Origin of the sequence: Bradyrhizobium sp. Y36 (genome assembly GCF_002531575.1) — a bacterium.
Taxonomy (GTDB): Bacteria; Pseudomonadota; Alphaproteobacteria; order Rhizobiales; family Xanthobacteraceae; genus Bradyrhizobium.
In genome coordinates this window covers 258098-278780 of sequence record NZ_NWTI01000002.1, presented here as the reverse complement: position 1 = coordinate 278780, position 20683 = coordinate 258098, and the positions used below count along the sequence as shown (strand labels likewise).

At 65.4% G+C, this 20683-nt stretch carries 22 protein-coding genes; 13 read left to right on the top strand and 9 right to left on the bottom strand.

Annotated features, from left to right (window positions below; genetic code table 11):
- Positions 1-222: 222 nt before the first annotated feature.
- Both CO669_RS04815 and CO669_RS04810 read left to right on the top strand, forming a co-directional pair.
- Positions 223-777, top strand: coding sequence for a PAS domain-containing protein (locus CO669_RS04815; RefSeq protein ID WP_097658605.1), 555 nt, complete (start codon positions 223-225; stop codon positions 775-777).
- Between the two features lie 129 nt (positions 778-906).
- Positions 907-2040, top strand: a complete 1134-nt coding sequence (locus CO669_RS04810) for a DJ-1/PfpI family protein (RefSeq protein WP_097658603.1) — start codon at positions 907-909, stop codon at positions 2038-2040.
- A 54-nt stretch (positions 2041-2094) separates the two neighbouring features.
- Here the strand turns inward: CO669_RS04810 and CO669_RS04805 are convergent, their stop codons facing one another.
- Complete coding sequence (locus tag CO669_RS04805; RefSeq protein WP_198963834.1) at positions 2095-2481, bottom strand: COG4315 family predicted lipoprotein; 387 nt, start codon at positions 2479-2481, stop codon at positions 2095-2097.
- A gap of 143 nt (positions 2482-2624) precedes the next feature.
- Between CO669_RS04805 and CO669_RS04800 the strand changes: the two genes are divergently transcribed.
- Together CO669_RS04800 and CO669_RS04795 are read left to right on the top strand one after the other, a co-directional pair.
- A complete protein-coding gene (locus CO669_RS04800; RefSeq protein WP_097658601.1) occupies positions 2625-3131 on the top strand; it encodes a GNAT family N-acetyltransferase in 507 nt (168 codons plus the stop codon).
- 127 nt (positions 3132-3258) lie between these two features.
- Positions 3259-3573 (top strand): hypothetical protein, encoded by a 315-nt coding sequence (locus CO669_RS04795; protein WP_097658599.1) that lies wholly within the window; start codon positions 3259-3261, stop codon positions 3571-3573.
- A 78-nt stretch (positions 3574-3651) separates the two neighbouring features.
- On the opposite strand, the gene CO669_RS04785 is transcribed toward CO669_RS04795, so the two are convergent.
- Positions 3652-5661, bottom strand: coding sequence for a DEAD/DEAH box helicase (locus tag CO669_RS04785; protein ID WP_097658595.1), 2010 nt, complete (start codon positions 5659-5661; stop codon positions 3652-3654).
- Positions 5662-5927: 266 nt separating this feature from the next.
- Between CO669_RS04785 and CO669_RS04780 the strand changes: the two genes are divergently transcribed.
- Both CO669_RS04780 and CO669_RS04775 read left to right on the top strand, forming a co-directional pair.
- Complete coding sequence (locus CO669_RS04780) at positions 5928-6668, top strand: metallophosphoesterase family protein (RefSeq protein ID WP_097658593.1); 741 nt, start codon at positions 5928-5930, stop codon at positions 6666-6668.
- Positions 6669-6791: 123 nt separating this feature from the next.
- Positions 6792-7145, top strand: coding sequence for a cupin domain-containing protein (locus tag CO669_RS04775; RefSeq protein ID WP_097658591.1), 354 nt, complete (start codon positions 6792-6794; stop codon positions 7143-7145).
- 21 nt (positions 7146-7166) lie between these two features.
- Here CO669_RS04775 and CO669_RS04770 read toward each other — a convergent pair whose 3' ends face one another.
- From CO669_RS04770 to CO669_RS04750, 5 genes are all read right to left on the bottom strand, one after another.
- The gene (locus tag CO669_RS04770; RefSeq protein WP_097658589.1) at positions 7167-7592 is read right to left on the bottom strand and encodes a GFA family protein; all 426 of its coding nucleotides are present in this window, start codon (positions 7590-7592) and stop codon (positions 7167-7169) included.
- A gap of 105 nt (positions 7593-7697) precedes the next feature.
- Positions 7698-8210 carry a hypothetical protein gene (locus CO669_RS04765; protein WP_097658587.1) on the bottom strand — a complete coding sequence of 171 codons (513 nt, stop codon included), beginning with the start codon at positions 8208-8210 and terminating at the stop codon, positions 7698-7700.
- Between the two features lie 100 nt (positions 8211-8310).
- Complete coding sequence (locus tag CO669_RS04760) at positions 8311-8727, bottom strand: VOC family protein (RefSeq protein ID WP_097658957.1); 417 nt, start codon at positions 8725-8727, stop codon at positions 8311-8313.
- A 116-nt stretch (positions 8728-8843) separates the two neighbouring features.
- A complete protein-coding gene (locus CO669_RS04755) occupies positions 8844-9326 on the bottom strand; it encodes a DUF5680 domain-containing protein (RefSeq protein ID WP_097658586.1) in 483 nt (160 codons plus the stop codon).
- Positions 9327-9329: 3 nt separating this feature from the next.
- Complete coding sequence (locus CO669_RS04750) at positions 9330-10481, bottom strand: zinc-binding dehydrogenase (RefSeq protein WP_097658584.1); 1152 nt, start codon at positions 10479-10481, stop codon at positions 9330-9332.
- A 119-nt stretch (positions 10482-10600) separates the two neighbouring features.
- Between CO669_RS04750 and CO669_RS04745 the strand changes: the two genes are divergently transcribed.
- The 4 genes from CO669_RS04745 (at position 10601) to CO669_RS04730 (ending at position 14151) form a co-directional block, all read left to right on the top strand.
- The gene (locus tag CO669_RS04745; protein ID WP_097658582.1) at positions 10601-11122 is read left to right on the top strand and encodes a P-loop nucleotide/nucleoside kinase family protein; all 522 of its coding nucleotides are present in this window, start codon (positions 10601-10603) and stop codon (positions 11120-11122) included.
- An 85-nt stretch (positions 11123-11207) separates the two neighbouring features.
- On the top strand, positions 11208-12449 hold the full coding sequence (locus CO669_RS04740; RefSeq protein WP_283806767.1) for an MFS transporter: 1242 nt from the start codon (positions 11208-11210) through the stop codon (positions 12447-12449).
- A gap of 135 nt (positions 12450-12584) precedes the next feature.
- Positions 12585-13196, top strand: a complete 612-nt coding sequence (locus tag CO669_RS04735; RefSeq protein ID WP_024340745.1) for a PilZ domain-containing protein — start codon at positions 12585-12587, stop codon at positions 13194-13196.
- Positions 13197-13527: 331 nt separating this feature from the next.
- Positions 13528-14151, top strand: coding sequence for a transglutaminase-like cysteine peptidase (locus tag CO669_RS04730; RefSeq protein ID WP_174718829.1), 624 nt, complete (start codon positions 13528-13530; stop codon positions 14149-14151).
- A 116-nt stretch (positions 14152-14267) separates the two neighbouring features.
- Here the strand turns inward: CO669_RS04730 and CO669_RS04725 are convergent, their stop codons facing one another.
- Positions 14268-16028 carry a CYTH and CHAD domain-containing protein gene (locus CO669_RS04725; protein ID WP_097658575.1) on the bottom strand — a complete coding sequence of 587 codons (1761 nt, stop codon included), beginning with the start codon at positions 16026-16028 and terminating at the stop codon, positions 14268-14270.
- A gap of 416 nt (positions 16029-16444) precedes the next feature.
- Complete coding sequence (locus CO669_RS04720) at positions 16445-17152, bottom strand: GntR family transcriptional regulator (protein WP_097658573.1); 708 nt, start codon at positions 17150-17152, stop codon at positions 16445-16447.
- 252 nt (positions 17153-17404) lie between these two features.
- Between CO669_RS04720 and CO669_RS04715 the strand changes: the two genes are divergently transcribed.
- Genes CO669_RS04715 through CO669_RS04705 form a run of 3 tightly spaced genes read left to right on the top strand, consistent with a single transcriptional unit; the run spans position 17405 to position 20683 of the window.
- On the top strand, positions 17405-18391 hold the full coding sequence (locus tag CO669_RS04715) for an ABC transporter ATP-binding protein (RefSeq protein WP_097658571.1): 987 nt from the start codon (positions 17405-17407) through the stop codon (positions 18389-18391).
- 43 nt (positions 18392-18434) lie between these two features.
- Positions 18435-19724: an ABC transporter substrate-binding protein gene (locus CO669_RS04710; protein WP_198963833.1), complete on the top strand. Its 1290-nt coding sequence runs from the start codon at positions 18435-18437 to the stop codon at positions 19722-19724.
- Between the two features lie 5 nt (positions 19725-19729).
- On the top strand, positions 19730-20683 hold the full coding sequence (locus tag CO669_RS04705) for an ABC transporter permease (RefSeq protein ID WP_097658567.1): 954 nt from the start codon (positions 19730-19732) through the stop codon (positions 20681-20683).

Sequence of the window (20683 nt, the reverse complement as noted above, 5' to 3'; positions counted from 1 at the left end):
GGACTTGCGACTGCGATCACCATAGCAGCGCGGGGCGCGGCGCAAAGCGCATAGTTAACTTAACGTTAACGACGCAAAGGCGGCCTTAAGGGAGGCGAAAACGCCGCTGCGGCATGGACGCTGCAAATCCCCTCCTGCACAACAACACAAGGGATCGCGGGTGCACTGAAGCGGGACAGGTCTGTCCTTCCGAGGTCGCACCCCCGGGGTAAGCGTTCAGACATGAAACATTCGTCGAGCCGCGCGTTCTTCGCGTATTGGGACAAGAAGCGCGGCGCTGCGCGGGCCCCTGACAGGGCCGACATCGATCCGGCTGCGGTGCGCGGCCTGCTCGGCGACATTTTTGTCCTCTCCTGCGAGCCCCATCTCGGCTTTCCCTTCCGCGTCGCCGGCACGCGGGTCTGCGCGCTGGCGGGGCGTGACCTCAAGGACCAGAGCTTCGCGGCGCTGTTCGATGATGCGAGCCGCAGCGAGCTCGCGGAGATCACGACCATCGTCGCCGACGAGACGCTGGGCGCGATCGCCGGCGTCACCGCCGCGCGCGAGGACGGCAGCAAGGCCTATCTCGAGCTGTTGCTGCTGCCCTTCAACGCCCGCCCGCACACGCCGGTGAGCGTGACCGGCGTGCTCGCGCCGTTCGACGACGAGTGCGGCGCGCTTTCGACCTTCACCCTCACCTCCTGGCGCTATCTGCACCAGCCGGAGAAGCTGCTGCCACGCGCGATCCGCAAATTGCAGATCGCACGCGGGCTGATGGTGTATGAGGGACTGCGGTAGTTCCCACTGCGTGACGATTGATCGCGCCGGCGCACGCGACCGTTTTTGCGGGATCTGCGTCATTCCTGATCGTGCTGCGAACGAGTAGCTTCCGCGCGGCGTGAAGCAACGACGATCGGGTGGCATCTCATGAGCTGGCGCATTCTGGCATGGAGCGCTCTCGGCTGCGTGGCGTTGCTCGCAGTCATCGGCGGAACCTGGCTGTTGCTGCTGCCCGGCGCGCCGGCTCCGGGAACCGCGCCTGCGATATCCAAAGACGAAACCGAGGCGACGCTTGCGGCGCTGAAGCCGCCGAAGCGCAAGCGCCCCCTGATCGCCATCGTCGGCATCAACGACATGACCGAGACGACCGACTATCTGATGCCTTACGGCATTCTCGCGCGGGCCGATGTCGCCGACGTCCTCACATTGTCGACACAGCCTGGACCCGTCACACTCTTCCCCGCGCTGAAAGTGCAGCCGCACGCGACCATCGCCGAGTTCGACGCGGCCCATCCCGACGGCGCCGACTACGTGATCGTGCCCGCGATGAGCCGCGAAGACGATGCCGCGGCCTTGCAGTGGATCAGAAGCCAGGCCGGCAAGGGCGCGATCGTCGTCGGCGTCTGCGTCGGTGCCATGGTCGTTGCCAGCACCGGGCTGCTCGACGGCCGGCAGGCCACCACGCACTGGTATTCCGTGCGCGATCTGCAGAAGCATTCGGCGATCCGCTATGTCGCCGATCGCAGGCTGGTGGTCGACCGCGGCGTCGCGACGACGACCGGTATCACCGCATCCATGCCGATGGCCCTGACCCTGGTCGAGGCCATCGCCGGCCGCGCCAGGGCGGAGGCGGTCGCCCGCGAGATTGGCCTTGCGCACTGGGATGCGCGCCACCGCAGCGAGGCGTTCAGGTTCACCCGCCCCTTCGCGCTGACGGCGATCGCCAACACGCTCGCCTTCTGGAATCGCGAGCAGCTCGGAATTGCGCTCACGCCTGGTGTCGACGAGGTCTCGCTTGCGCTCGTCGCCGATGCGTGGTCGCGCACCTACCGCTCGCGCGCCCTCACCTTCGCCGCCACGGCAGAGCCGCAGACAAGCCGCGGCGGTCTTCGCATCCTGCCCGACAAGGTCGTGGCCGAATGGCCGGCAAAGCTGACGCCGCCGGCCGCGTTCGACCTGCCGCCGGCGCGCGCGCTGGACCGGACGCTGCACGACATCGACGCGCGCTACGGGGCGCGCACGGCCGACTTCGTCGCGATGCAGCTGGAATATCCGAGATGACGGCGCGGCCGTGCCGCCGGCTGTCGCCTGCAACAGCCGGCGCGCGATACGCCGCTACGGCGTCGCCAGATGCCAGGCGCCGTTCAGAAAACCGTCGCCGGTGATGTCGCCGGGCTTGGTGTCCTTGGCGAAAGTGTAGAGCGGCTTGCCCTTGTAGGCCCACTGCTTGGAGCCGTCGTCGCGGGTGATGATGGTGTAACCGTCGCCGGCAGCGTCGCTCGCCTCGGCCTTCAGCACCGGCCAGTTGGTCGCACACGGACCGTTGCAGGCGGACTTGCCGTCCATGTCCTTGTCGAAGGTGTAGAGCGTCATGCCCTTGGCATCGGTGAGCACGTTGCCCTTGTCGGTCTTGCCGGTCTTGGTCGGCGGCGCGGCGAAGGCGGCGGGAACGATCGCGAGCGAGAGTGCGAGCGCGAGCGCGAGGCGGATCGGGGACGTCATGATATCTCCTGTCATGCAATTGGCTTGCATGGATAGGACGCCGCGCGCGGTCTCGTATTCCCAAGACTGCGGCAAGGATATTTTTCGCTGCGCGCCACGACGCAGCGGAATAAACTGAGCCAACCGAAACGGAACGACGACACATGAGCAAGCCGCACTGGCGCCCGGCGCACGCAACCGACCTGCCCGCGATCAGCGCGATCGCCGCACGGATTCATCCCGACCTCCCCGAAAGCCCGGAGGTGTTCGCGGAGAAGATGCGGCTCTATCCCGACGGATGCCGCGTGCTCATCGCCGGCAGTGAGATCGCCGGCTACGGCCTTTCGCATCCCTGGACGCAGCACCGGATCCCGCCGCTCGACGGCCTGCTTGCACGATTGCCGGACGACGCGGATTGCCTCTACGTCCACGACGTCGCCGTATTGGCCGAGTTTCGCGGCGGCGTTCTGCGCGCCTATGTCGCCGATATCGAACGGCTGGCGCGCACCTCCGGCTTCGCAATGCTGGCACTGGTCTCGGTCTACGCCACGCGGCCGATGTGGCAGCGTCTCGGCTTCAAGCCCGTCGCGGCGGACGTGGAACTGCGGTCAAAGCTCGCCTCCTACGGCGATGGCGCGACCTATATGCTGCGCGACCTCACTGCGACGTAACGTCCCTCCCCGGCGGCCCCGGCTCACGCGGGCGTGACATCACGGCCTCGAACCGGATCAGAACAGGCTCCGTCGAAGGGATGTGCGAGCCGTTCCGGTCTCGCCGAACCGAGGCTGGAGAATATCCATGAAGCTCACATTGTCGAAACTTGTTTTTGCTGCATGCGTTGCGACGAGCGCATTCGCAACGACCGGCGCCAACGCGGCGTCGCACCGAACCGATGGCTGCCAATTCGGCTTCTTCGAAAGCTGCGGCATCGTTGCGGAATCGTCCACCCCGGGCCGCGCACGCCGCCTGGTCGGTCGCATCACGAACGACACTTCGCCGATCTACATGAAGCAGACTGACCCGCGCTACAGCTCGTCGATGCGTGACGGCGGCGGAGGTGGCGGTGGTGGCGGCGGAGGTGGTGGCGGTGGCGGTGGCGGCGGCGGTCGCTGAACGCACAGCTGACCCTTCAGATGATGCCGCCGGTGCCATCCGGCGGCATCATTGCTGTCTGCGCTGACCGAGGGCGGTTCAGCCGCGATGCTTTTTCTTCTTCGGCTTCTTTCCCGGCGCACCCTTCACCGGCCACGGCGTGACCGAGGGCTCCGCGCGGGCCTGCTTGTCGCGATTCTTCTTTTTCTTTCCGAACGGCGGCGCATCGTCGAAACGCGGTCCGCGCTCGCTCGAAGGTTTGCCGCGCGGCTTGAATTCACGTGGCTTGAATTCGCTTGGCTTGAAATCACGTGATTTGAATTCGCTTGGCTTGAAATCATTTGGCTCGCGCGGGCGCTCGTCGCGGCGTTCGCGATCGTCCCTCTCCCGGCGCGGCGCGTGCGGCCGCTCTTCCGCGGCCTCTTGTCGCTGCGGCACCTCCGCCATCGGCTCGATGCGGATGCTGTCTTCCTTGTCCGGGCGCTTGACCTTGGCGGCAAAGGATTCCGCGACCCGCTCGGAAATCTCGAACTCGGTGGTGGTGTCCATGACCTTGATGGCGCCGATGTCGCGCTTGTCGATGCCGCCGCGGCGGCAGATCATCGGCAACAGCCAGCGCGCCTCCGCATTCTTGCGCCGTCCGATCGCCGCGCGGAACCAGACGCTGCCTTCGGCCATGGTATGCTTCGCCGACGCCTTCCCCGATTTCGGCCGGGGCTTGTCGGCGCGGTCGTCGCCGCCCTCGCCGCGATCGCGGAATTTGTCGCGGCCGCGATCGTCACGCGACCGGGCGGGTCGCTCGCCGGGATCGATGATGTCCTCCGGCGACGGCAGCCGCGCGCGATAGAGCCGCGCCAGCGCGGCGGCGATGTCCTCGGCCGGCCGTTCGGCGAGCAAGGCCTGCGCCAGCGCCAGATCGTCGGGCGTGGTCTCCTCGGTGAACAGCACGTCCTTCATGCGATCGTGGTCGAGCTTGCGGATCTCCTCCGCCTGGGGCGCCGTGCCCCAGGCCGCGTCGATTCCGGAGAGATTGAGCAGCAGCTCGGCGCGCCGGCGCCGCGCCGGCGGCACCAGCAGGACGCTCGTGCCCTTGCGGCCCGCGCGCCCCGTGCGCCCCGAACGATGCTGCATCACCTCGGCGTCGTTGGGCAGGTCGGCGTGGATGACGAGGTCGAGGCTCGGCAGGTCGATGCCGCGCGCGGCGACGTCGGTCGCGACGCAGACGCGGGCGCGGCCGTCGCGCAGCGACTGCAGCGCCATGGTCCGCTCGTTCTGTGTCAATTCACCCGACAGCGCGACCACGGCAAAACCGCGCTCCAGCAACGCAGCCTGCAAGTGCCTGACGTTGTCGCGCGTGCTGCAGAAGACGAGCGCGCTCGGCGCCTCGTAGAAGCGCAGCACGTTGACGACGGCGTGCTCGACGTCGGCGGGCGCGATGCGGATCGCGCGATATTCGATGTCGGCGTGGCCGCCCTCGTCGCCGGCGACCTCGATCCGGAAGGCGTCGCGCTGATACTGCCGCGCCAGCGCGACGATGCCGCGCGGGAACGTCGCCGAGAACATCAGGGTGCGGCGCGTCTCCGGCGTGGTCTCGAGGATGAATTCCATGTCCTCGCGAAAGCCGAGATTGAGCATCTCGTCGGCCTCGTCGAGCACGACCGCGGCGAGCTCGGAGATATCGAGCCGGCCGCGGCGCAAATGATCGCACAGCCGGCCGGGTGTGCCGACGACGATGTGGGCGCCGGCCGCAAGCTCGCGCTGCTCGCGGCGCGGATCCATGCCGCCGACACAGGAGACGACGCGGCCCCCCGCCTGCCCATAGAGCCAGGCGAGCTCGCGCTGAACCTGAAGCGCCAGCTCGCGGGTCGGTGCCACGATCAGGGCGAGCGGGGCTGCGGCCTGCCCGAACTGCTCGTCGTCGCCGAGGAGATTCCTGGCGATGGCCAATCCGTAGGCGACGGTCTTGCCGGAGCCGGTCTGGGCCGAGACCAGGAGGTCGCGGCCGTTGGCTTCGTGGGCAAGCACGGCGAGCTGGACGGGGGTCAGTGAATCATAGTTCCGCTCAGCCAAAGCGCGGGCGAGCGGCGGGGTCAGGGCCGGAAGAGACACGGATGGAGAACCTTGGTTAATTCAGGCGCGGCAACAGCGAGCCGAGGGGCCTGAGGCTGGCGTGCGCGGCAATCGGCCCGGCCGCACGCTGGCGATTTGATCTGGGCGCTCTTTACGCCAAGCGCGCGGAAATCACCATGCCTATGTTGCATGGCTTGGCTGGGAGAACCGCGCCTGAAGGTTGCAGCGGATTTTTGTGCCGGCCTTTAACATCAGTGCAACCGGAGCCGGCAGTAACCGGCCGAGATCAATGGGGAGCATAAACCATGCGATTGGCCGTCATGTCCGATATCCACGGCAACCTTGCCGCGTTGGAGGCCGTGCTGGCCGACATCAAGGCGCGAGGCGTCGATCGCACCGTGAACCTCGGCGATTGCGTCACCAGCCCGTTGTGGCCGAAAGAGACCTTCGAGGCGCTGCAGGCGCTGGCGTTGCCGACCGTGCGCGGAAACCATGACCGCTGGATCGAGGAGTTTCCGGACGACAAGCTCTCGCCGGCAGGCCTGTTTGCACGTCGCGCATTGACTGCGGAGCAACGGCATGCGCTCCACAGCCTGCCCTCGCAATTGCGGCTCGACGACGGGATATTGGCTTGCCACGGCACGCCCGACGACGACACGACGTGCCTGCTGGAGGAATTGCTCGATGACGGCCGCTACGTGCCGGCACGCCGCGAGGTGCTGGCAACGCGTCTCGAGAGTGAGCCGACCGCCCGCGTGGTGCTGTGCGGCCATAGCCATCGTCAGGCGGTCGTCCAGGGCCCCGGCGAATGCCTGGTTCTCAATCCGGGAAGCGTCGGCTGCCCGGTGTTCGGCGACATTCCGTTTGCCGCCAACCTGGAGTATCGCTCGCCGCACGCCCGCTACGCGATCCTCACGAAGCAGAAACGGGGCTGGCAGGTCGAGCTCCTGGCCCTCGAATATGATTGGGACGCCGCTTCGGCACGCGCGCTCGCCAACAATCGCCCCGAATGGGCGCAGGCCATGTTGACCGGATGCGTCACATAGCCGGCTCTCGCGCGATCTCCGAGACAAAGCCGGCACGGCAGGATCGACCGGACAGATGACCACGATCTTGTCGCGCCCTTCACGCGATCCCACATCTTGCACGCAAGAGCAACAGGGGGAAACATGACAGATCGCATCTCGCTGGCCGACAAGCTCGCCACCTTCGAGGAGCATTGGTCGCCGCGCACCGTCACCACCTTCAACGATTGCGACGTGATGGTGGTGAAGGTGAAGGGCGAGTTCACCTGGCACAAGCACGACGACACCGACGATTTCTTTCTGGTTCTGAAAGGCCGCCTGGACATCGAATTGCGGGACCGCACTGTGACGCTCGGTCCCGGCGAGCTCTATGTCGTCCCCAAAGGGGTCGAGCACCGCCCCGTGGCGCGCGAGGAGGTTCACCTCATGCTGATCGAGCCGACCGGCACGCCGAACACCGGCGACAAGGCAACCGCGGCGAAGCGCAAGCTCGCGTAGGTATCGCGGGCTGACGGAGCTTTAGTCGGCAGGGACGAAGCGAAGGGTGCCTGCCTGACGCGTCGGCTTGCCGGTGTCATTGGTGTGATTGACGCCGTCCATGACCGGCACCTCGGCGAAATCGAACGGGCTCACCCCATCCAGGCAGGCGACATTGACGGCATAAAGCGATTGGTCGGACCGGCGCTGGTGGTGGGTGTAGATTCCGCAGCGGGAGCAGAAGAAGTGCTGCGCCGATCCGGTATGGAAGCGGTACGTCGTCAGCGCCTCCTCGCCCCGCAGGAACTTGATCCCGCCCATCGCCGCCATGGCAACGACGGCGCCTCGCATTCGACAATAGGAGCAGGTGCAGCGGCGGATCGATTTGAAGCCGTCGCTGAGTGTCACCTCGAAGCGCACCGCGCCACAATGGCACTGGCCGGCTCGAACGTTCGCGTCACGCGTCATGGTCCCTGTGTTCCCTGATCCAGATCATGTCCCCGCCGCTTCGGGCGCACTTGGATTGTCTTAGCGAGGATCGCGCGCGATGTAAGACAAATTCGCGCGACCCTTTCAGTCCCGGGAGGTCGCCAGCCTGCTGAAACCGTTGACCAGCCTTGCTCTTGCCCGCGCAACACTGTCCCTCACCGCGCGGCTCACGGCCCGGACGAAGCGCCAAGCGTCCGTCTCCTGCAGCCACGCCTTCGCCGCGGCGTATTTTCCGTAAGCCCAGGCAAAGGCTGGAATGCGCATCAGCTTGTCGCGCGTCAGATGAAACAGGCGTTCGACCAGCACCAGCTTGAGCAGCTCGCCCACGATCAAGACCACCGCTCCGCTCAGCACCTGACCGGTTGCGGTGAGATACGCAGCAACCGGCTTGACCGGCTCCAGAATGATGACGGGCACCAAGAACAGGGCGAGTGACGCATATGGCGAAAGTGATTCGATCCAGGCGCGCAACCGCTTGAATTGGACATACCGCCCGATCCAGCGGGCGACGGGTGCGGCCACGGCCATGAAGACCGCGTCCACCAGGAAGTAGATCGCCGCCAGGATATATGTGATCGGTTTCAGGATTCGCTTCACGCCATCACTCCCGTAGAGTGAAAGCCGGAACCTGGGCCTAAGTTTCACCTGTGCGTGCACAGTTCGAGGCAGCTGGAGGGAACTTTTGCGGAACGGCCGCTCAGATCTCCGCGTAGACCTCCAGCAAATTGCCGTCGGGGTCGCGGAAGAACAGCGTGCGGTGGCCGAAGGACTGGTTCGTCGGCGGCGACACCAGCGCCACACCCTGCCGGACGAGTTCCTCGGCGCAGGCATCGACCTCTGCCGCGGAGACCTTGAAGGCCAGCTGCAGCGCGGCGCTGCCCGCGGGCAGCAGCGCATCACCAGAAGTGCGGCTCGGCCGCGCCAGCGCCAGCGTGTTGTGGCCAAGGCCGTATTCGATCCAGTTCGGCGAGAGCTCCCGCAGCAGCGGAAACGCGAGCACGTCCTGGTAGAAGCGGCGCATCGCCGCCATGTCGCGCACGAAGATCACGGTGTAGTCGATCGCGCGGATGGCATTGAAGGGGGAACGGGGACGCGGGTGGGATTCGTTTGTCATCTCTTCCTTCATTCCAAACTCGACCTGTAGCCCGGATGGAGCGCAGCGCAATCCGGGAAAAGTCTTTCCGCCGCGAGCGGCCCCGGATTCCGCTGCGCTCCATCCGGGCTACAGGGTTATCGCAGCAGACCGCCACCATAGCGCAGCTCGTACAGCGGTGCGCCGTCACGCCGCGCTATCGTCTCGACACCGTGAAAGCGATCGAGCGCGCCGTCGACCTCGTTGCGATAGAGCATTCCCGCCTGCTCGAACCGGCGCGGTCCGCGGTACGGTTCTTCGATCGACACGGCCAGCAGCGCCTGGCGCAGGAACTGGTAGATCGCCAGAAAGGTGTCGCGATCCGTGATCTCGGCGCGGGCGCCGCCGCTATAGCTCATCGACCAGATCACGCGCTCGTCCCGCAACACCGTCTCCTGCCCGACGAAGAATCCCATCCCGAAATAGATATCGCGATAGGCGTAGGGCGGCGCGCGGTGCTCGAGCTGCTTTGAGCCCGCGAGCAGTGGCGCTGCCACCGTCGCGTCGTCGTCGAGGCCGGCATAGGTGCGCCGCTTGGCCCCGACCAGGAAGGCCGCAAGATCGTGCGGGATCGACGGCATCCGCTACTCCACCAGCTCCGGCCACGGCACGATGGTCGACTTCACCGTCTTCATCGCCATCGCGTCCTTCACGGCCTGCGAAACGCCCGCTTCCGTGAACGGGTAGATCGTCTGCATCTTCAGCCACGGATATTTGTTCGCGGTGCGGTAGAGCATGTCGACGCCGAGCGGCAAATCGTTGCCGGTGAAGCCCCAGGAGCCCAGCACGTTGAGATCCTTGGTGCAGATGCGGTGCCAGGACGTCTCGATCGAGCCGGCGTCGGTGAACTGGCCCATCTCGACATAGGTGCCGCCGTCGCGCAGCATCTCGATGCCTTCGGGGCCGGCGGTCGGATGGCCCGAGCAGTCCATGACGAGATCGGCGCCGAAGCCGCCGACGATCTCGCGGACGCGCGCGATGCGCTGCTGCGGCGATTTGAGCTCCTCGATATTCACGGTCGCTTCTGCGCCGAACTCGCGGGCGAGCTTGAGCCGCGGCTCCTCGGGCGCACCGACGCAGATCACGCGCCCTGCCCCCATCTCCCTGGCGGCCGCGACCGCGAGAATGCCGATCGGGCCCGAGCCCTGGATCACCACCGTGTCGCCCCAGGTAAAGCCGCCGGCACGGCTGGCGCGGTTGAAGGCACGGATGCAGGAGGTCAGCGGCTCCGACAGCGCGCCGAGCCGCAGCGACATGTCGTCGGGCAGCTTGTAGATCTTGGTGCCCGGCAGCATCTCGAGATCGACATAGACATATTCGGCCCAGCCGCCCCACATGTGCGGCGCCTTGTCGAAGCCGAGATAGCGGCCGTAATAGACCGGCGTCAGGCACTTGTTGGCGGTCTGCGGATAGTGGATGCAGTAATAGCAATGGCCGCAGGGCATCAGCGGCGGGATCATCACCTTCGAGCCGACCTTGAGCGGCTTGCTCATGAAGTCCTCGGTGAACTCCTCGCCGCATTCGACGATGACGCCGCCGAGCTCGTGCCCGAGCGTGAACGGCCAAGGCAGCGGTTTCGGCCAGTGACCTTTCAGGATGTGCAGATCGGTGCCGCAGACCCCGCAGGCGCCGACCTTGATCAGCGCGGCCTTCCTGCCGACCTTCGGCCACGGCACGGTCTTGATGACCGGCTCCGAGCCGGGACCGGCGTGCGTGCAGACGCGGATCTGTTGCATGGCTGTTTCCTCATTGCCCGTCTGTTATGATTGAAGGGTGCGGGCGTAAGTCGAAGCGTATGTGAGATGCGCGGCCGTGCCAAGCTGCGGCTTGCGGACCCCATGAGCGATCCCGAAAAATGACAATCCTCGGACGCCCGGCATTGATCGTCTTTGGCGGCCTTCCCGGCACCGGAAAGACGGCCCTTTCCCGCGAGCTGGCGATGCGGCTCACAGCGACGCATCTTCGCATCGATGCCATTGAGCAGGCCCTGCGGGACAATGGTCTCGCAGTCGGTGCGGCAGGCTACGCCATCGCCAACGCGATCGCGGCCGAAAATCTGAAGCTCCGCCGGCCCGTCATTGCCGATTGCGTCAATCCAGTCCACGTCAGCCGCGCGGCCTGGCGGCAGACCGCCTTGCAGAACTCTGCTCCAATCGTCGAGATCGAAGTTGTGTGCAGTGACCCGGTTTTGCACCGGCAACGCGTGGAAAGCCGCTCGGCCGACATCAGCGGCCATAAGCTGCCAAGCTGGGACGATGTCGTGAATCGTCACTATGAACCGTGGGACCGGGAGCATCTCGTGCTCGACACCGCCCGAGACGCGCTCGATCACCTCGTCGCACAGGCAGAGGCCTATGCGCGAGAGAAGATCGGTTAGCGGGTTCGTGGCGCCGCACGCCCAATTGTCTTGAGCGCTCGCCAGCGACCGTGTAAGGCCGCAAGGTTCCTACCCAGGTGCTCCCTTGAACCCCCTGCCCCAAAATCCTGCCGCCGCATCCGGCTCGTTCGCGGCGATGAAGTCGGGGCCGTACCGGCTCCAGTTCGCCTCCTACGTGCTGGCGATGATGGCCGACAATATCGAGCACGTGATCAGTTATTGGGTGGTGTTCCAGAAATTCCATTCGCCGGCGCTGGCGGGCTTTGCGGTGCTGTCGCACTGGCTGCCGTTCCTGCTGTTCTCGGTCGCGGTCGGCGGGCTCGCCGACCGGTTCGACCCGCGCCGCATCATCCAGTGCGGCATGCTGCTGTTCATCGTGGCATCGAGCGGATGGGGATTCTTCTTCCTCACCGACACGATCCAGATGTGGCACGCGATGCTGCTGCTGGTGATCCATGGCTGCGCCGGCGTGCTCTGGCAGACGCCGAACCAGCTGCTGCTCTACGACCTCGTCGGCCCCGCCGACCTGCCGAGCGCCGTGCGGCTCAACGCGATGGCGCGCTATCTCGGCATCCTGGTGGGACCTGCGGTCGGCGGCGTGATCATGCTGACGCTCGGCACCTCGCACGGCATCATCTTCAACACGCTGTTCTATCTGCCGATGCTGCTGTGGCTGTTCTGGGCGCCGGTGCGCGACAAGAGCGTGGCGGTGCGGCGCTTTGCGGTCCGCGGCCTTGCCGACATCGTGCTGACCATCCGCGCCATCGGCACCCAGCCGGTGCTGACGGCGATGACCTGGCTTGCCGGCCTCACCTCCTTCATGATCGGCAATGCCTACCACGCCCAGATGCCGGGCTTTGCCGGCGACCTCGGCCATGGCGATCCCGGCGTCTCCTACAGCGTGCTGCTCGCGGCCGATGCGGCCGGCGCAGTGCTCGCCGCGATCGCGCTGGAATCCTGGGGACGCCTGAAGGGCACGCCGAGCGCCGCGATCCTGCTCGCGATGCTCTGGAGCCTGGCGCTGCTCGGCTTCGCTTTGGTGCGGATCTATCCGGTCGCGATCATGCTGCTGTTCTGCGCCGGCTTCTTCGAGCTGTCGTTCAACACCATGGCGCAGGCGCTGGTGCAGCTGAACGCGCCGGCCGACATCCGCGGCCGCGTCGTCGGCCTTTATAATATGGCCGGGCTCGGCATGCGGGCGTTCAGCGGCATCACGGTCGGGCTGTTTGGCGCGGCGATCGGCATCCACTGGTCGCTCGGCCTGTCGGCCGCGCTGCTGCTGGCGCTGCTGGTGGTGCTGCAGCGTCGGGCGACGAGGCCGGCTTGAGCCCCCTTTCGGGTGTGGCTTTTGAAGCGCATTATGTCTGTCCGTGACTGCCGCGCCCAATCCTAACGCGGCATTAACCCTGTGCACCTTAGGGTCGTCCCGGACTCCGCCCGGGCGGGGGGTCGGGTGTTGAAAATGGCGTTGGCGAACAAAAAATTTCTTCCGGCCGCCGAGGAGCGCCGGCGCTTCCAGCGGGTGAAGGTGCACCTGCTCGGCCGCTACATGCTGCCCGACCGCCGGGAATTCCCCTGCCAGGTGATCAACATGTCACCCGGCGGCCTTGCCCTGCTCGCCCCCGGCATCGGCAATGTCGGTGACCGCGTGGTCGCCTATCTCGACCATATCGGCCGCGTCGAGGGCAAGATCACCCGCATCATCGACAACGGCTTTGCCATGACGATCGGAGCGACGCCCAGGAAGCGCGACAAGCTCGCGGCTCAGCTGACCTGGCTCGCCAACCGCGACATCCTCAATCTGCCGGAAGACCGCCGTCACGACCGTATCGTGCCGCGCAACCCGATTGCGGTGCTGACGCTCGAGGACGGCACCAAGATGACCTGCCGCATCATCGACCTCTCGCTGTCGGGCGCGGCCATTGCCGCGGAGAACCGGCCGCCGCTCAAATCGACGGTTCTGCTCGGCCGGGTCCAGGGCCGCGTGGTCCGAAACCTCGAAGACGGCTTCGCGCTGGAGTTCCTGCACGAGCAGCCGATCGAGACTCTCGAAGAGAGCGTTACCGCGCGGTAAAGCCCAAGCGCGCCAAAACCCCTGTATTTCCAGCCTCGAAGGCGGCCTCCGCGATGCGGACGCCGCCTTTTTCATGCCCCGCGACGGCTCCGGCGCGGGTTAACGCGCGCACCGTTTGCGGATGGAAATGGCGGTTCCAGCGGCATTTCCGGGTTAATCGATAAAATTTGAATCAATTGCTGTTGTTTCAAATTTTATGAGAATTCGATTCAAGTATAGATCGAATTCGCTCCAGCTTTTACTTGTATTCGTCTCGACTTGACTTGGCTGACTTAGCGGCAACTCAAAAGCTCCGTGCGAAATGTGGTCCCAACAAGAAACGGGGGCCGCAATGTTTGACTTCAGGGGACAGGGGAAGGGTCTGGCGCTGGCCGCCATGCTCTTCGGGATCAGCGCGGCAGCGCAGGCCGGCGAAGGCCGTCTGCTCTACGCGAGCCTCGGTGACACCACGCGTGCACCGATCGGCTGGGTCGAGTTCTGCGCGGACAATGCCGCCCAGTGCCAGGGCGCACCGACGCAGCCGCGCGACATCGTGATGTCGCAGGCTGCATGGCGCGACCTCGTCAAGGTCAATCGCTGGGTCAACGAGACCGTCAAGCCTTTGACCGACCAGGAGCACTGGGGCGTGATCGAGAAGTGGTCGCTGCCGACCGACGGTTACGGCGACTGTGAAGACTACGTGCTGTTGAAGCGCAAGATGCTGATCGATGCCGGATGGCCGCGCGAGGCCCTGCTCATCACCGTCGTGCGCGACAAGAAGGGCGAAGGACACGCGGTGCTGACGGTGAAGACCGACAAGGGCGAGTTCGTTCTCGACAATCAGAACGAGAACGTCGTCGCCTGGACGGAGACCGGCTACCGCTTCGTCAAGCGGCAGTCGCAGAGCGATCCCAACGTCTGGGTCTCGCTCGGCGATACCAGGCCGGCGGTCTCCACCGCCAGCGCAAGAGATTAGAAACGAGACAACAGGTTACGCGACCCGGTCACATCCCCACCCCTCCCCGTCCCAGACCGGTTCGCGCGCGGCCAGGCTTCCCCCAAAGCCTGGCCGCAACTTTTTTGGGGCTGCACTCAGCCCTGTGACGACCAGGGCACACGCGCGCGGGTGAAATCGCGCCAGCTGCCTTGCAAGACGGGCTGCACGCCGACCGATGCGCGCGCCTGCCAGCCGGCGATCGCCGCCGCGGCAATGGCGCTGTCGGCCTCGGGATCGAGCCCCTCCAGCAATGAGGCCGTGACCGCCATGTCGTTGAAGGCGCCGAGCTGCTCCTGCAGATCGGCAAGCCGGCGCGAGAAGCGTCTCGTGGACTTGCGGTCCTCATACAGCGGCAGCAGGAATTCGCCGAGATAACGCAGCCGCTTGGTCGCGAGCCGGACCCTGTGCAGCTCCTCGACCGTGAGCGACTTGAAGCGGCGGCCGCGCTTGAGCACCTTCGCGTGCTGCTCCGACAGGATACGCTGCGCGAAGTTGACGGCGGGCTCGGCGAGCTGGCCGAGATCCTCGGCGGCCACATCGTTGCGCCATCCCCGCGTCTCGATCCAGTGACCGAGGCCGATCAGGAATACGGCGCAGCGGCGATCGTCGAGCGCATGATGCGCCCTGCGATAGGCGTCGGACTGGCGACCGGCCGCAGCCCGGCCGAGCGCATCGAAGCCTGCGACCGCAGGACAGGCTGTTGCGACCGCCGGCAAGGTCTCGAGCCGGAACACATCCCAGTCGCGCGCAGCGGACAACGCTTGCGCCAGCCATTTCGCTTCCGAGCGCAGCGCGTCGAGATCGCTGAGCGCGCCGACCGATCGCATCAGATCCAGCGCCGATCGCAGCCGGCGCAGCGAGACGCGCAGCTGATGCACGCCTTCCGGATCGCGGCCGTCCTCGGCCGCCGGCAGCGACTGAAGCAGATGAAGGAAGCAGGAGCGCAGGATGGTCGCGAAGGCTTCGTCGAGCGTCACCGACGGATCGAGGCGAAGTTTGCGCGGCCGTCGGGCCGCCGGCGGCAGGTCGGCGGCAAGGTCGAAGCCGCGCGCCGACTTGCTGCGGATCGACGGCTTCACCGCCCCCTGCTCCGCAAGCAGCAAGGCAACATCGTAGATCGTGCTCGCGCTGCCGCTCTTGAGTTCGAGCTCGATCTCGCTCACCGGCAGCGAGCGGTCGCCGGCCGTCAGCTGGCCCTGGTCGAATGCGACTTCAACCGTGCCGGTCGGCAGGTCGATCATGCGTGCATGCCGATGGATGTCGGCGGTGAAGACGGCTTCGAGCGGATGCGCTTGGAGAGCGCCGCGAAGCTTCTCCGGAATGAAAGGCATCGCCAGAGCGAGATCGGGCGCAAGCGACGGCACGCTGGCCTCCCACTCGCCACGGCGCAGCGGATCGTCGGCAACCTCGGTCTTCACGGTCTGCACGAAGCGCGCACCAATCTGGCGGACGCGCAGGCTCAGGCCGTTGCGCCGAAGCGCCCGTTCCGGCGTGTCGTAGGAGACGGACCTGAGATGCTTGCGCACGCCCTTGTTGCGCGCGTTGGCCGCGATGACGGGCGCGGCGTCGAAATCCGCGATGCGATGGGCATCGACGAGAAGCTTGAGCTCGATCTCGCCGGCGGGATGCGCGGCAACGGTCGACTGAGCCGGTTGCGGCGTGGGCGCCGTGTCTTGCGATGGCGTCTGATCGATCACGGCGCCCTCGACGACCGCAGGTTCCGCGCCGGGCCCGGCCGGTTCAATCTGTCTGAGGAAGCCCGCGATAACTTGCGTTCTCTTGTTGTCTTTTGGGACAGGAATCCCATCCGGCGCGCTCACAGTTTTGCGCGCCGGCGTAGCGTCTGATTTCAGCATTTCCGGAGACATGACAGTTCGATGACAGAGCGCCAGCATATAGCCTGTCCGGCCCGCGAGGAATAGTCACGTTACATCGCGCGGCGTGATCGTCGACTGTCATAATTCGTCGCGACGTTGCGAACTACAATTGCTGCAGAGATTCGCGGGCGGTCGAATTGATAGCGAATCTCGCTGCTCTCGAAACCAAGATGAACGCATCAGCGAACCGGACTCATGTTAGCCGAGAAATTCTTTCTGGTTTTGGAGACGCTTAGAAGTCACGCCTCCGATGACAGACCCGAGATTGCGCCAAGCGCCGCACCGTCTCCCGCCGTCCCGCCAACCGCAACCGCTTCGCATTGCAAGAAGCAGGTTCCCGACGATCGGGAATAGAAGCAATCCAGTCCGGACGATCGTACCCTGGCGCTGCGCGCTCAGGAACCCAGCACATCCGCGAGCCGCAGTTCGTCGGCGGCGGGATCTTTCAAGAACAGCTCGGCCTCGATCTCGTTCAGATGCGACAGCATCTGCGCGCGCGCCCTCGCCTTGTCGCGTTCGCGGATCGAGGTGACGATCTCGGCGTGATGATCGGTGCCGCAGGCCGGCGTGTCGTGGCGGCGGTAGAGCAGGATGATCAGCGAGGAGCGCGCGATCAGCTCCTTGAGGAAGCCGAGATAGATGCTGTGGCCGCTCATCTCGGCCACGAGCTTGTGGAATTCGCCGGAGAGCCGGACCGAGGCGCGCGCATCGCCGCGCCGCTCGGCCTCGCGTTCCTCGGCAAGATGCCGGCCGAGACGATCGAACCAGGCCGGCGATGCCGCATCGATGGCATGATCGACGATGGTGGGCTCGATCAGGCGGCGCGCCTCGAACACCTCGCGGGCATCGGCCGGCGTCGGGCGCGCGACGAAGGCGCCGCGGTTCTTCTCGATGCTGACGATGCCCTCATGCGCAAGCTGCTGCAGCGCGGTGCGGACCAGCGTGCGGCTCGCGCCGTAGATTTCCCCGATCTCGTCCTCGCCGAGCTTGGTGCCTGGCAGCAGGCGATGCTCGAGGATTGCAGCGGTCACGCCCTCCCGGATGCGGCCGACGCGATCGCTCGCATCGGGCGCGTCGGATGTGGGGCGGGACTTGGCGGCCATGGTGCGTGGGCTCGATCGACGACGTTCGCTCCGAATGTTAGTCGACGAGCTGTATCCAATTACAGGCGAAACTTTATACAATCCTCGCCCGTTTTGTGTGCAGAGGATTGTGTGCCCGGCAGGCGGCCCGATCTGCGGGATTCGATCTAACGATCTGACTCCGCTGCACAGTTCCGGAATTTGGCCTCAGGACAGGCGGTTGGCACGGACCTTGCGGAGAGAGGCCCAAGCACCGCCCTCCCTGGACATGCCATGGCCACTCCCGCCGCCCTCGAACTGGTCGCCGTCACCAAGCGCTACGACACCACGCTGGCGGTCGACACCGTCAATCTGAAGATCCCGGCCGGCACCTATTGCTGTCTGCTCGGCCCGTCCGGCTGCGGCAAGACCTCGACCCTGCGCATGATCGCGGGCCACGAGGCGGTCAGCGCGGGCGACATCATCCTGGGCAGCCAGAACGTCACCGACCTGCCGCCGGCCGACCGCGGCACCGCGATGATGTTCCAGTCGTACGCGCTGTTTCCGCATCTGTCCGTGATCGACAACGTCGCCTTCGCCCTGAAGATGCGCGGCATCGACAAGCCGACGCGGCACAAGCGCGCCGGCGAATTGCTGGAGCTGGTGGCGATGAGCCAATATGCGGGCCGCCTGCCCGCGCAGCTCTCCGGCGGCCAGCAGCAGCGCGTCGCGCTGGCGCGCGCGCTGATCACCGAGCCGCAGATCCTGCTGCTCGACGAGCCGCTCTCCGCGCTCGATCCGTTCCTGCGGGTGAAGATGCGCGGTGAACTGAAGCGGCTGCAGCGCGAGCTCGGCATCAGCTTCATCCAGGTCACCCACGGCCAGGAAGAGGCGATGGCGCTCGCCGACCACATCGTGGTGATGAACCAGGGCAAGATCGAGCAGCAGGGCACGGCCCGCGACATCTTCCACCACCCCCGCACCGAATTCGTGGCGCGCTTCATCGGCGGCCACAACGTGCTCAGCGACGCCGGCAAGCTCATCGCCGTGCGCGCCGATCAGCTCGGCATCGCGCCGTTCACTGACGGCGCCTTCGGCGCGCCGGCGCTGCTGACCCAGACCGAGTACCAGGGCTCCTACATCGCCGTCTCGCTCACCCTCGACGACGGCACCGCCCTGTTCTCCCACGTTCCCGAGGCCACCTTCGACGTCCATCCGTTTCGTCCGGGCGATCGCGTGCTGGCCACCTGGGATCCCGCCAAGGCGCAACGCCTGCAATAGCGCCGATCGATCACTGGAAATGCGCAACAGAGGAGTGACTGACATGAGCAAGACCACTGGGACGAAAGGCGTCAGCCGCCGTACGCTGCTTAGGGGTACCGCAGGTCTCGCCGGCCTTGCCGCCGGCTCCGGCGCCATCACCGGCTTTCCCTATGTGAAGTCGGCCGATGCGAAGGTGCTGCGCTATCTCGGCACCGCCGTGAACGAGGGCGACGACATCTCCAAGCAGTGCCTGAAGGACACCGGTATCAAGATCGAATACATCACCGCGACCACCGACGACGTCACCAAGCGCGTGATGACCCAGCCGAACTCCTTCGACGTGCTGGACACCGAATATTTCTCGCTGAAGAAGATCGTGCCGTCGGGCAACATCCTTGCGCTCGATGCCCGGAAGATCAAGGAATTCGACAACATCACGCCGGTCTTCACCAAGGGCGAGACGCCCGGCGGCAAGAAGATCGGCGGCCAGGGCACCGCGCCCTGGAAGGTGCTTTATCTCGAAGGCAAGGACTCCAAGAAGTTCGCGACATCGGCGACCGAGTTCGTCACGCTAATCCCGACCGTCTACAACGCCGACACGCTCGGCATCCGCCCCGACCTGATCAAGCGGCCGATCAGCTCCTGGTCCGAGCTGCTCAACCCCGAATTCAAGGGCAAGGCCTCGATCCTCAACATCCCCTCGATCGGCATCATGGATGCCGCGATGGTCGTGGAAGCCACCGGCAAGTACAAATATGCCGACAAGGGCAACATGACCAAGGAAGAGATCGATCTCACCATGAAGGTGATGACCGAGGCCAAGAAGGCCGGCCAGTTCCGCGCCTTCTGGAAGGACTTCAACGAGAGCGTGAACCTGATGGCGTCGGGTGAAACCGTCATCCAGTCGATGTGGTCTCCTGCCGTGACGAAGGTACGCTCGATGGGGATCGCCTGCACCTTCCAGCCGCTGAAGGAAGGCTACCGCTCCTGGGCCTCGGGCTTCTGCGTCTCCAAGGGCGTGTCGGGTGCGAAGCTCGACTGGGCCTACGAGTTCGTCAACTGGTTTCTATCAGGCTATGCCGGCGCCTATCTCAACCGTCAAGGCTATTACTCCGCCGTGCTCTCCACCGCGAAGGCAAATATGGAGCCCTACGAGTGGGCGTACTGGATGGAAGGCAAGGCGGCCGAGAAGGACATCAAGGCGCCCGACGGCTCGTTGCTGGAGAAGGCCGGCGCCGTGCGCGATGGCGGCTCCTATGAGGACCGCATGGGCGGCGTCGCCTGCTGGAACGCCGTGATGGACGAGAACGACTACATGGTCCGCAAATGGAATGAGTTCATCGCGGCGTAACGCAGATGTCGGAAGAAGTTCTGCAACAGGCGTCCCCGGGTCTGATCCCGGGGTCGGGCACGGCGCGCGCGGCCAAGCCGACGCGCCTGCCGCCCTCCTTCGTCTCCTGGCTCCAGGCCGGGCCGATGATGCTGGTGTTTCTCGCCTTCTTCCTCATTCCGCTCGTCTTCGTCGTCATCGTCTCGTTCTGGGACTACAACGAGTACCACCTGCTGCCGGCGTTCTCCGGCCGCGGCTACACCGACACGTTCGAAGGCTGCATCGCGCAGCTCCCCGACCTCTGTACGATCGGCAAAACCTATCTGAAGACGCTGAAGCTCTGCTTCATGGTCTGGGCGATCACGCTGTTCATCGGCTTTTGGGTCGCCTATTTCCTCGCCTTCCACGTCAGGTCGAAGACCTGGCAGATGGGATTGTCGCTGCTCTGCACGATCCCGTTCTGGACCTCCAACGTGATCCGCATGATCGCCTGGATTCCGCTGCTCGGCCGCAACGGCCTCGTGAACTCCGGCCTGGTCAAGACGGGTCTGATCAACCACCCGCTGGAATGGCTGCTGTTCTCCGAATTCTCTGTTGTGCTGGCACTCGTGCACCTCTTCACCTTCTTCATGGTGGTGCCGATCTTCAACTCGATGATCCGCATCGACAAGTCGCTGATCGAGGCCGCCTATGACGCCGGCGCCACCGGCTTCCAGACCCTCGTGAACGTCATCATTCCGCTGGCCAAGCCCGGCATCGTGATCGGCTCGATCTTCGTCATCACCATCGTGATGGGCGACTTCATCACCATCGGCGTGATGGGCGGCCAGCAGATCGCCGCCGCCGGCAAGATCATCGAGACGCGGGTCAACGCGCTGCAGTTCCCGGCCGCAGCGGCCAACGCCGTGATCCTGCTCATCATCACCTTCCTGATCATCACGATGATGTCGCGCATCGTCGACATCAAGAAGGAGCTCTAG

Bases quoted from the DNA above. Each gene is read 5' to 3' on its own strand.
- CO669_RS04815 (WP_097658605.1), top strand. From the start codon at position 223: ATGAAACATTCGTCGAGCCGCGCGTTCTTCGCGTATTGGGACAAGAAG.
- CO669_RS04810 (WP_097658603.1), top strand. From the start codon at position 907: ATGAGCTGGCGCATTCTGGCATGGAGCGCTCTCGGCTGCGTGGCGTTG.
- CO669_RS04805 (WP_198963834.1), bottom strand. From the start codon at position 2,481: ATGACGTCCCCGATCCGCCTCGCGCTCGCGCTCGCACTCTCGCTCGCG.
- CO669_RS04800 (WP_097658601.1), top strand. From the start codon at position 2,625: ATGAGCAAGCCGCACTGGCGCCCGGCGCACGCAACCGACCTGCCCGCG.
- CO669_RS04795 (WP_097658599.1), top strand. From the start codon at position 3,259: ATGAAGCTCACATTGTCGAAACTTGTTTTTGCTGCATGCGTTGCGACG.
- CO669_RS04780 (WP_097658593.1), top strand. From the start codon at position 5,928: ATGCGATTGGCCGTCATGTCCGATATCCACGGCAACCTTGCCGCGTTG.
- CO669_RS04775 (WP_097658591.1), top strand. From the start codon at position 6,792: ATGACAGATCGCATCTCGCTGGCCGACAAGCTCGCCACCTTCGAGGAG.
- CO669_RS04770 (WP_097658589.1), bottom strand. From the start codon at position 7,592: ATGACGCGTGACGCGAACGTTCGAGCCGGCCAGTGCCATTGTGGCGCG.
- CO669_RS04760 (WP_097658957.1), bottom strand. From the start codon at position 8,727: ATGACAAACGAATCCCACCCGCGTCCCCGTTCCCCCTTCAATGCCATC.
- CO669_RS04755 (WP_097658586.1), bottom strand. From the start codon at position 9,326: ATGCCGTCGATCCCGCACGATCTTGCGGCCTTCCTGGTCGGGGCCAAG.
- CO669_RS04750 (WP_097658584.1), bottom strand. From the start codon at position 10,481: ATGCAACAGATCCGCGTCTGCACGCACGCCGGTCCCGGCTCGGAGCCG.
- CO669_RS04745 (WP_097658582.1), top strand. From the start codon at position 10,601: ATGACAATCCTCGGACGCCCGGCATTGATCGTCTTTGGCGGCCTTCCC.
- CO669_RS04735 (WP_024340745.1), top strand. From the start codon at position 12,585: ATGGCGTTGGCGAACAAAAAATTTCTTCCGGCCGCCGAGGAGCGCCGG.
- CO669_RS04730 (WP_174718829.1), top strand. From the start codon at position 13,528: ATGTTTGACTTCAGGGGACAGGGGAAGGGTCTGGCGCTGGCCGCCATG.
- CO669_RS04725 (WP_097658575.1), bottom strand. From the start codon at position 16,028: ATGCTGAAATCAGACGCTACGCCGGCGCGCAAAACTGTGAGCGCGCCG.
- CO669_RS04720 (WP_097658573.1), bottom strand. From the start codon at position 17,152: ATGGCCGCCAAGTCCCGCCCCACATCCGACGCGCCCGATGCGAGCGAT.
- CO669_RS04715 (WP_097658571.1), top strand. From the start codon at position 17,405: ATGGCCACTCCCGCCGCCCTCGAACTGGTCGCCGTCACCAAGCGCTAC.
- CO669_RS04710 (WP_198963833.1), top strand. From the start codon at position 18,435: ATGAGCAAGACCACTGGGACGAAAGGCGTCAGCCGCCGTACGCTGCTT.
- CO669_RS04705 (WP_097658567.1), top strand. From the start codon at position 19,730: ATGTCGGAAGAAGTTCTGCAACAGGCGTCCCCGGGTCTGATCCCGGGG.